Raw genomic sequence first — 9,438 nt, forward strand, 5'->3', positions numbered from 1 at the left:
ACCCCGATGGGCGACTTCCTCCCTTACACCGACGACGGCGACATCCTGCTGGATCCCCTGGGGACGATGGTGTCGCTCGCGGTGCTGGTCGTGCTCGCGCTGGCAGTGAGTCGCTCCCGCACGCCGCGCGATCTCAAGCGCGTGCTCTACCTCGCCATCGCGCTGCGCGGTGCGGGCGCGCTCGCGCGTTACATGATCCTCTTCGGGATCTACGGCGGCTCTGGGGATGCCCGACTGTACTACCGTGGCGGCCTCATCTACGCCGGAGAGCTCTGGAAGCTGAACCCGGGTCCGCTGTTCAACCCGATCAACTGGCAGGGCGGCATCTGGCACGGAACGCAGTTCGTCTACTTTCCGGCAGCCTTTGTCACCGCCTTCACCGGCCCCAGCATGCTGGGGGCGTTCATCATCTTTTCGCTGTTCGCCTTCGCCGGGCTGTATGGGTTCCTGGTTGCGTTCCGTCGCTCGTACCCCCACGTCTCCGCAGCCAGATACGCGCGCTGGCTCTTCTTCTTCCCCGCCCTCTGGTACTGGCCGTCGAGCATCGGCAAAGAGGCGATCGTCCTGTTGGGTCTGGGGATGTGTATCGCCGGATACATCGGGCGGAGCGAGCGCATCAACTGGCCCCTATTCCTCGCCGGCCTCTTCCTGATCTACGGCGTGCGTCCGCAGGTGCTGGTCGTGGTCCTCGCCTCGCTGATAGCGGGGCACGGCCTCTCGCTGCTCTCTCACCGGTGGACACCCAGGCACATCCTGCAGGCGGTCGCCCTCGCGGCGGCAGCGGTCGTGGGTGTGGGCGTCGCCATGCAGGCGGAGGGGGTGGAAAGCTTCAGTGTGGAGGGGGTCCAGGGCTACATCGAGGAGGAGGGGGCTCGGGAGCTGGGCGGCGAGAGCGCCATCGCACCGGTCGAGATCGGCGTGGCCGGCGCGCCGGTGGCGCTGATCAACGTCCTGCTGCGCCCGTTCCCGTGGGAGGCGCACAACCCGATGGCCCTCTTTGCTTCGCTGCAGATGATCGGCTTCTGGGCCATCGTCTGGGTTCGTCGACGCCAGTTCGTGCAGGTGCTCAGGCACTGGCGCAGCGACCGCCTCATCCGTGTCGCCATTCCTTTCGTCCTGCTGTACTCGCTGGCGCTCGGCTTCGTGGTGGCCAACATGGGGCTCATCGACCGCCAGCGGATCTTCATCTTCCCCTTCCTCTTCCTTCTGGCGGAAGCGGCGCCGGTTTCCCGCATTCGAACTGCGCCGGTCGTCCGTCGCGCCTGGACTCGGGAGCCGCGGAGGCGAAGGGCCGAGGCGGCGGAGCAATCCTCCACATGAGCGGGCGATGAGTGGCGAGCCCCGTCACCCCGGTGCGCTCGTCCTCTCCCTCGACTTCGAGCTGCACTGGGGGGTGCGCGACCACTGCCCGCCCGGCTCGCCCTACGAGCGCAACCTGCTCGCCGCGCGAGAGGTGATCCCGAAAATCCTCGAGCTGTTCGAGGACTACGACATCGCGGCCACCTGGGCGACCGTCGGGTTCCTCTTTGCGCGCAACCGGCAGGAGCTGGAGCGGTTCAGGCCCGCCGTATTGCCACGTTATCGCAACCCGCGCCTGGATCCCTACCTGCAGCCGGTGGGGGAGGATGAGGAGACCGATCCGCTCCACTACGCTCCTAGCCTGATCGCCCGCATCGCGGCGACGCCGCGCCAGGAGATCGCCACCCACACCTACTGCCACTTCTTCTGCCACGACGCGATTTCCGGAGCAGAGAGCTTTCGCGCCGACCTGCGTTCGGCGGCGGCGATCGCGGCGGAGCGCGGCTTCGTGCTGCGCTCGATCGTCTTCCCGCGCAACCAGCGCGACCCGGCCTACGACCCCTGGCTGAAGGAGGCGGGGATCGTTGCTTACCGCGGCAACCCGCACACGCGCATGTGGAGCTTCGTGGGCACCGCGGAGGGGGCGAGCCCCGGCCGCAGAGCAGCTCGCCTGGCGGACACCTACCTCCCCGTGAGCGGGGACGGGAGTGTCGGGTGGGACGAGCTCGTCCGGCCGTCGGGCCTGGTCGACGTACGCGCCAGTTTCATCCTGCGCCCGTTCCATCCCCGGCGGGCACTGCTCGAGCCGCTGCGCCGCGCCCGCCTTCGCGCAGCGGTCCGCAGCGCGGCCAGGCGAGGACGAATCCTGCACCTGTGGTGGCATCCACACAACTTCGGCGCACATCCGAACGAATCTTTGGAGACACTTCGCGCACTGCTTGAGGAGGTATGCGAGTGCCGAACCCGGTATGGAATGCGATCCATGACCATGCGAGATGTCGCAGAGCGGGTGTTGCAGCCGGGTCTGGCGGATGATCCCGGTGGGTATGCCGCCGCTCTTCGGGGGTGACATGATCCGGTTCTCCTCTCGAGAAGATGAGCTTCGCGCTCCTTCACGTGACGACCGTCTCGATGTCGCTGACCTTTCTTCGAGGTCAGGTCGCCTTCATGAAGGAGCGCGGCGTGCGCGTGCACGTCGTTTCCTCTCCCGGGCCTGAGCTCGAGGAATTCACCGCGCGCGAGGGCGTCACCGTCAGCGCCGTGGAGATGTCCCGGCGCATCACCCCCCTGCAGGATCTCGTCGCCATCACTCGCCTCGTCCGGGAGCTTTCGCGCGTCCGTCCGGTCATCGTTCACGCCCACACACCCAAGGGCGGGCTGCTAGGGATGATCGCGGCCGCGGTCCGCGGCGTCCCCGTTCGCGTCTACCATCTGCGGGGCTTGCCCCTGATGGGCGCGACCGGCTGGAAGCGCCGGCTCCTGTGGACGACCGAATGGCTCGCCTGTGCGCTCGCCCACCAGGTCTTCTGCGTCAGCGGCTCGGTCTGTCGGGAGGCGGTGGCGCAGGGGATCTGCCCGGTATCCAAGATCAAGGTGCTGCTGGGCGGAAGCGGCAACGGGGTGGATGCCAGAGGACGCTTCGACCCCGGCCGCTTGGATCCCGGCACGAGAGAACGGGTGCGAGAGCGCCTCGGGATACCCACGGGCGCGACGGTGATCGGCTACGTCGGCCGGATCGTGCGGGACAAGGGGGTGGTGGAGCTGGTCCAGGCCTGGAGCGAACTGCGGGAGACCCATCCCGATCTACACCTGCTGATCGTCGGGCCCTTCGAGCCCCAGGACCCGGTGCCCGAGGCAGTGGCGCGCCGGCTTCGCGAGGATCCTCGGATCCACCCGGTCGGGCTGGATTGGAATACACCGCCGCTCTACACGGCCATGGATGTCGTAGCCCTCCCCAGCTACCGCGAGGGCTTTCCCAACGTGCCGCTCGAAGCCGCTGCGATGGAGCTTGCCGTGGTGGCCACCCGCATTCCCGGATGCGTCGACGCGGTGGTGGACGGGTGCACTGGCACACTCGTGCCGCCCCGCGACGCCGCGGCTCTACGGGATGCCCTGCAGCGCTATCTCGAAGACCCCGACCTGCGCAGGCGTCACGGCCGCGCGGCTCGTGCACGCGTGCTGGCCGACTTCGAACCCGAGGCCATCTGGAGCGCGCTCTTCGAGGAATATCAGCGGCTGCTGCGGCAGCGGGGCAGGATGCCACCCACGCTCACTGTCGGCGACCGCAGGGCGGACGAGGTGGTGTCCACGACGTGAACGCGGGGGAGGAGCGCCTCGGAAAGGTAGGTCGACGCCGATGGGGACCTCGGTACGCGCGCCAGTTGGCCGGGAGATCGTCAAGCGCACACTCGACGTCTCGGTGGCGCTGGTCGGCTTGATCCTCCTGCTGCCGATTCTGTTGGCCGTGGCGGCGGCCGTGCGGCTGACGCTGGGCTCGCCCGTGATCTTTCGACAGCTCCGTCCCGGACTGCACGGACGGCCGTTCATGCTGTTGAAGTTCTGCACCATGAACGACCGCCGGGATGTCAACGGGCAGCTATTGCCCGACGAGCTCCGGTTGACCCGGCTGGGACGATTCCTTCGCGCGACCAGTCTGGACGAGCTCCCGCAGTTGTGGAACGTCCTGCGTGGAGACATGAGCCTGGTGGGGCCGCGTCCGCTGCTGATGGAATACCTGCCGCTCTACACGCCTGAGCAGGCGCGCCGCCACGAGGTGCGCCCGGGGGTGACCGGATTGGCGCAGGTCAGCGGACGCAACGAGCTGGATTGGGCGGAACGCCTGCGACTGGACGTCTGGTACGTCGACAATCGCTCGACACTGCTCGACCTGAAGATCCTCCTGCGAACGGTGGGGAAGGTTCTCACCGGCGCTGGAATTCACCAGCGGGGCCACGTCACCATGGAACGTTTCACGGGGACCGGATGAGCGCCTATCTCGTCTGGGGCGGTGGCGGACATGGCAAGGTAGTGGCCGACCTCATCCGCGCCGCCGGGCACGAAGTCGCCGGCTTCATCGACGCCGATCCGGACAGGTTCGGCGCAGTGGTCGAGCCCGGAGGCGGCCGCGTGACGGCATTGCAGGAGCCCTTCATTGCCACGCTGCGAGCCACGCGGCGGCTCCCCGAAGGCGTCGATGCGGTCGCGGTGGCGGTGGGGGACAACCGACGCCGCCTGGAGCTCTGCGACCTGCTGGGGGATCTGATTGCACCGGCCCTGGTGCATCCCCACGCCACCGTCAGCCCCACCGCCCGAATCGGCGGTGGCACCGTCGTCTTCGCGGGGGCGGTGGTCAACTCCGGAGCCGAGGTCGGCCGGGGCGTCATCGTCAACACCGGTGCGATCGTAGAGCACGACTGCCACATCGGGGACGGGGCGCACCTCTCGCCGGGGGTCGCGCTCGGCGGTGGCGTCTCGATCGGACGACGTAGCTGGATTGGACTGGGCGCCTCGGTGATCCACCGCGTTTCCGTGGGCCACGACGTCACGGTGGGGGCCGGCGCCGCGGTGATCCGGGACGTAGAGGATTCCTCATGCGTGGTCGGCGTGCCGGCCCGCCCTATCCTGCGCTCCGGCGAGACAGCCATCGAGCGACCCAAGCGGATTTACCTCTCCCCACCGCACATGAGCGGGTTGGAGACGCAGTTCGTCTCCGAGGCGTTCCGCTCCAACTGGGTCGCCCCGCTGGGCCCGAACGTGGATCAGTTCGAGGCGGAGTTCTGCGACGCGGTGGGCGTAAGCCACGCGGTCGCGCTCTCGTCGGGAACCGCCGCGCTCCACCTCGCCCTGCGCCTTATCGGTGTGGGGCCGGGAGACGAGGTGCTCGTCAGCACGCTCACGTTCGCCGCCAGCGTGAACCCGATCCTCTACCTGGGCGCCTCACCGATCTTCATCGACAGCGAGGAGGTGTCGTGGAATCTGGATCCGGCCCTGCTCGCGGAGGTCCTGGAGGAGCGCAGCCGGAACGGGCCGATGCCCCGTGCCCTGGTCCTGGTCCACCTGTACGGCCAGACCGCGAATCTCGATCCGATCCAGGAGATCTGTCGCCGCTATGGCGTGGCTCTGGTGGAGGACGCGGCAGAGGCGCTGGGAGCGACCTATCGTGGGCGCCCGGCGGGCAGCTTCGGTCAGGCGGGGATCTACTCCTTCAACGGCAACAAGATCATCACCACGTCGGGCGGGGGCATGCTCGTCTCCGATGACGAGGAGCTCGTCGAACACGCCCGGATGCTGGCGACACAGGCGCGCGACCCGGCGCCCCACTACCAGCATTCCGAAATCGGCTACAACTACCGCATGAGCAATGTCCTGGCCGGCATCGGTCGGGGTCAGATCCGTGTGCTTCCGGAGAGGGTCGAGGCGCGTCGGCGCAACTTCGAGCGGTATTACGAAGCCTTGCGCTCCGTCCCCGGCATCGGCTTCATGCCGGAGGCTCCCTGGGGACACGCCACTCGCTGGCTCACCTGCATTACGGTCGACCCGAAGGAGTTCGGCCGCGACCGGGAGGACGTGCTACGGTGCCTCGAGGCGCTGGACGTCGAAGCCCGACCGGTCTGGAAGCCGATGCACCTGCAACCCGTCTTCGCCGGGTATCCCTCGGTGGGAGGGGCCGTGGCGGAGAGACTCTTCACGGCCGGACTCTGTTTGCCGTCGGGCTCGAACCTCGCGGAGAGCGACATCGCCCGGGTGATCGACGCGATCGTGCGGCTCTCCAGGGTGCGACGGTACCGCACGCGGCGGCGAATGCTTCCGCGGAGGGCCCCGGAGCCCGTCGCCCCGGAGATGACACCCCTGTCTGCCTCATGACGTCCCGTTGCCCCAGCCCGGGCTCGTACGCTCGCGCCCACTTCCACTCCGGCTGGCTCATGAGATCGCTGACCGCGCTCCTCCTCGTTCTGATCTGGACTGTCGCCGCCGCCCCGCTCGCAGCTCAGTTCCCGGGAACCGCGACCTCGTCGGAAGACGAGCTCGTGCCCGCCTTCAGCGTCGGAGACGCCATACGCATCTCCGTGTGGGGCCATCCGGAGCTGAGCGGCGAGTTCGAGATCGGCGCGGACAGCACCATCATTCACCCGGTCTACCAGACCATCCCGGTAGCGGGGCGATCCCTGGAAACGGTTACGGAATCGGTGCGAACGGTGCTCCGCCGCTTCCTGGCGGAACCGGAGTTCGTCGTGGAGCCGCTCATCCGTGTGAGCGTGGGCGGAGCGGTCACCTCTCCCAACATCTACACCTTCACCTCGTATACCACCGTCGCGCAGGCGGTTACCAGGGCGGGGCCCCTGCGGCACGCCGCGCTCGAGCGAGTGAGGGTCCTGCGAGCGGGTGGAACGATGTACGTGGACGTGACCCGTCCCTACATCGAGATATCGCATCTGCGCCTGCGCACGGGCGACCAGGTCATCGTCGATCCCAAGCACAACATCTGGCGGGAATACATCCGCCCGGCCGTCCAGACTGCCGGCTCGGTGGCGTCGCTGGCGTGGCTGTTCCTGCGGATCACCCGCGTCCTGTAGGTGACCGATGAGCGGCTACCTCAATCCGGAGGGACCATCCGGAAGCAACGGAGGAAGCCTGGTGCGGGGCGCACTCCCGCCAGCGGACGAACCTGCGCAGGGGATGGACGCGGGGCAGCTGCTGCGTGCGCTCCGTCGAAGGTGGTGGTGGGTCGTCGCCTCTGTGGTGATCGTCACGGGCATCGCCTGGTACGTCGTGCCGGAGGATGTGGTCGTCTACCGGGCGACGGCCTCCCTGGTGCTCAACGATACCCGGGGCCAGCTCCCCGCGGGCGTGGTCGGCGGCCCCGCCGCTAACGTACAGTCCCCGGAATTTCTCACCTCTCAGGTCCAGGTCCTCCTGAGCCGAACGGTACTGGGCGACGTGGTCGACACCCTGGGGTTGCAGCTGTCGCCTTCCTCGGAGCTGTCGCCCCGGCTGCTGAAGTCGGTCTCGGTGGACTCGGTCAATGAGCCGATCACCCTGCACCTGCGCTTCACCTCGAACGAGTACATGGTTGCGCTCACTGATGATGTCGAAGCGAGGCGGGTGCGGGCGGCCTACGGCGACACGGTCAGCATCGCCGCGGTGAGCTTCGTGATCACCGAGGCGCCCGGGGTCTCGCAAGCAACGCTGCAGGTGCTCCCCCGGGACGCTGTGATCACTCGGGTCCGCCAGCGCCTCCGGGCCGCGCCGCGGGAGCGCGCCGCGATCATCGACATGGCGTACACCGATCCGAATCCGGAGCGGGCCATCGAGGTGGTCAACGGGGTCGCGGAAGCCTACCGGGATTTCAACCTGCGCGCGGTGCGGGAAGGGGCGCGCCGCCACCGGGAGTTCATCGAGCGACAGCTGGCGCAGGCAGAGGTCCGGCTCGCGCAGGCGCGCGAGGCCCTCAATGCCTTCCGAGAATCGAGCCCCTACTACAGCTCGCAGGAGCGGCTACGGGTCGAACAGGCGGAGCTGCTCAGCCTGGACACCCAGCGCGAGCAACTCCAGGCCGACCGTCAAGCCTATGCGAATTTCCTGCAGCGCGTGCGGCAATCCAACGACGAAGCGATCGACGCCGAGCTGCGCACGCTTATGTCGGCCACCAGCAACTCCGCCGGCCCGCTTCTCTCGCAACTGTTCACTCAACTCGGCCAGTATCAGAACGAACGCGCACAACTGCTCGCGGGCGGTGCCGCGGCCACCAACCCGGGCGTCCTTCGGCTGAACACGCTGATTGACTCTGCCCGCGTCGCGGTGGTGGAGGCCGCACAGATCCAGGTGCGGGCACTCGCCCAGCGCATCGCGGCGCTGGAAGACCGGCGGGCGCGCACGATGGCCACCCTCCAGACGCTCCCGGCGCCGGAGGCCGAGGAGAGCCGACTGCTGCAGGAGGTGACGCTGGCGGAGGGAACGGCGCAGACGCTGCGGGCCGAGCAGCAGCGCGCGGTGGTGTACGAATCGATGGAGCTGGGGCAGGTGCAGGTGCTGGATCCCGCGGTCGGCGTGGTCCCGGAGATGAGCGGAAATCGAGCGCGCAGCTTGATCTTCGCGCTGATCCTGGGGGTGGTGCTGGGGGGAGGCGGCGTGCTGGCGCGGGAGTACAGCGACCCTTCGATTCGCCGCCAGGGCGAGGCGGAAGCCCAGCTCGCCGCACCGGGGCTGGGGATCATTCCTCCCATCGTGCGCGACGCTCGCCAGATCGCCGGCGGCGGCTCTCGCTCCGGGGCCTCGGAATACGCCCCCGGCGACGGTACTCTCGCAACCGGAAGCGGAAAGACGCCGATCGGCTTCCGCTGGCCCTCGCTGCTGGCACTCCTGCCGCTGCGCCCGGCCGCGGCTGGATCCTCGCCCTCACCGGAGCCTCTGAATGGCGGACGATCGAGCACCTACTCCGGGTACGGTGCAGCCGCCGACGCGTATCGGAAGCTGCGCACGAACATCGCCTATCTCCGTCCGGTGGAGGAGCTGCGGACGCTGGTGGTGACCAGCCCCTCCAGCGACGAGGGGAAGACGACCACGGCCGCCAACCTGGCCCTGGCATTTGCCCGCGAGGGTCGCAGGGTCCTCCTGGTCGATTGCGACCTGCGTCGGCCGCACCTACACAAGCTCTTCGGCGTGGGCAACCGCGTCGGCTTCGTCGACCTGGTGCTCGAGCGCGTGCCCCTGGACCGGGCGGTCGCCGCTACTACCGAGGAGCGACTCTTCCTGCTACCCCGCGGCGATTTCGACGAGGTCGTGGTGGAGCTGCTGAGCAGCCCACGCATGAAGGCACTGGTGGCCGCCCTCCGCTCCGAATTCGACCTGGTGATTTTCGATACCTCTCCGATGCTGCTGACGGCCGACACGGCACCGATCGCCGCAGTGGCCGACGGGGTGTTGGTCGTGGTGCGCGCGGGTCGCACGCCCCGCGCGGCGCTAGCCCAGGCCGCTCACGAGCTGGAGGTGGTGGGAGCGGAAGTCCTCGGCTTCGTCCTCAACGACCCGGACGCGATCGCGGCCCGATACGGGGAATATTATCCCGACCGGTATTACGAAGTGGAGGCGTGACCAGTCCAACTGTAAAAGAAACTATGAAAGAGAAGGCGTCGGCCGGGG

General features: G+C 68.2%; 7 protein-coding genes. All 7 read left to right on the forward strand.

All coding sequences use genetic code 11. The features are described from left to right. Positions 1 to 6: 6 nt before the first annotated feature. From VF167_04395 to VF167_04425, 7 genes are read left to right on the forward strand one after another with little or no spacing between them, the layout of a single operon-like run. A complete protein-coding gene (locus VF167_04395) occupies positions 7 to 1,320 on the forward strand; it encodes a hypothetical protein (GenBank protein HEX6924640.1) in 1,314 nt (437 codons plus the stop codon). Positions 1,321 to 1,327: 7 nt separating this feature from the next. After that, complete coding sequence (locus VF167_04400) at positions 1,328 to 2,368, forward strand: hypothetical protein (protein ID HEX6924641.1); 1,041 nt, start codon at positions 1,328 to 1,330, stop codon at positions 2,366 to 2,368. Between the two features lie 26 nt (positions 2,369 to 2,394). Next, positions 2,395 to 3,615, forward strand: a complete 1,221-nt coding sequence (locus VF167_04405; protein HEX6924642.1) for a glycosyltransferase family 4 protein — start codon at positions 2,395 to 2,397, stop codon at positions 3,613 to 3,615. A 40-nt stretch (positions 3,616 to 3,655) separates the two neighbouring features. Further along, positions 3,656 to 4,285 (forward strand): sugar transferase, encoded by a 630-nt coding sequence (locus tag VF167_04410; protein HEX6924643.1) that lies wholly within the window; start codon positions 3,656 to 3,658, stop codon positions 4,283 to 4,285. After that, positions 4,282 to 6,162, forward strand: coding sequence for a NeuD/PglB/VioB family sugar acetyltransferase (locus VF167_04415; GenBank protein HEX6924644.1), 1,881 nt, complete (start codon positions 4,282 to 4,284; stop codon positions 6,160 to 6,162). Before VF167_04410 ends, VF167_04415 begins: the two co-directional genes overlap by 4 nt. Positions 6,163 to 6,221: 59 nt before the next feature. Continuing rightward, positions 6,222 to 6,872: a polysaccharide biosynthesis/export family protein gene (locus VF167_04420; protein ID HEX6924645.1), complete on the forward strand. Its 651-nt coding sequence runs from the start codon at positions 6,222 to 6,224 to the stop codon at positions 6,870 to 6,872. Positions 6,873 to 6,879: 7 nt separating this feature from the next. Then, a complete protein-coding gene (locus VF167_04425; GenBank protein ID HEX6924646.1) occupies positions 6,880 to 9,390 on the forward strand; it encodes a polysaccharide biosynthesis tyrosine autokinase in 2,511 nt (836 codons plus the stop codon). The last annotated feature ends 48 nt before the right edge of the window (positions 9,391 to 9,438 follow it).

It is taken from the genome of Longimicrobiaceae bacterium, from assembly GCA_036375715.1.
Lineage (GTDB): Bacteria > Gemmatimonadota > Gemmatimonadetes > Longimicrobiales > Longimicrobiaceae > DASVBS01.

Excerpts from the sequence above, each read along its gene's own strand:
- VF167_04395 (HEX6924640.1), top strand. The coding sequence starts at position 7 with ATGGGCGACTTCCTCCCTTACACCGACGACGGCGACATCCTGCTGGAT.
- VF167_04400 (HEX6924641.1), top strand. The coding sequence starts at position 1,328 with ATGAGTGGCGAGCCCCGTCACCCCGGTGCGCTCGTCCTCTCCCTCGAC.
- VF167_04405 (HEX6924642.1), top strand. The coding sequence starts at position 2,395 with ATGAGCTTCGCGCTCCTTCACGTGACGACCGTCTCGATGTCGCTGACC.
- VF167_04410 (HEX6924643.1), top strand. The coding sequence starts at position 3,656 with ATGGGGACCTCGGTACGCGCGCCAGTTGGCCGGGAGATCGTCAAGCGC.
- VF167_04415 (HEX6924644.1), top strand. The coding sequence starts at position 4,282 with ATGAGCGCCTATCTCGTCTGGGGCGGTGGCGGACATGGCAAGGTAGTG.
- VF167_04420 (HEX6924645.1), top strand. The coding sequence starts at position 6,222 with ATGAGATCGCTGACCGCGCTCCTCCTCGTTCTGATCTGGACTGTCGCC.
- VF167_04425 (HEX6924646.1), top strand. The coding sequence starts at position 6,880 with ATGAGCGGCTACCTCAATCCGGAGGGACCATCCGGAAGCAACGGAGGA.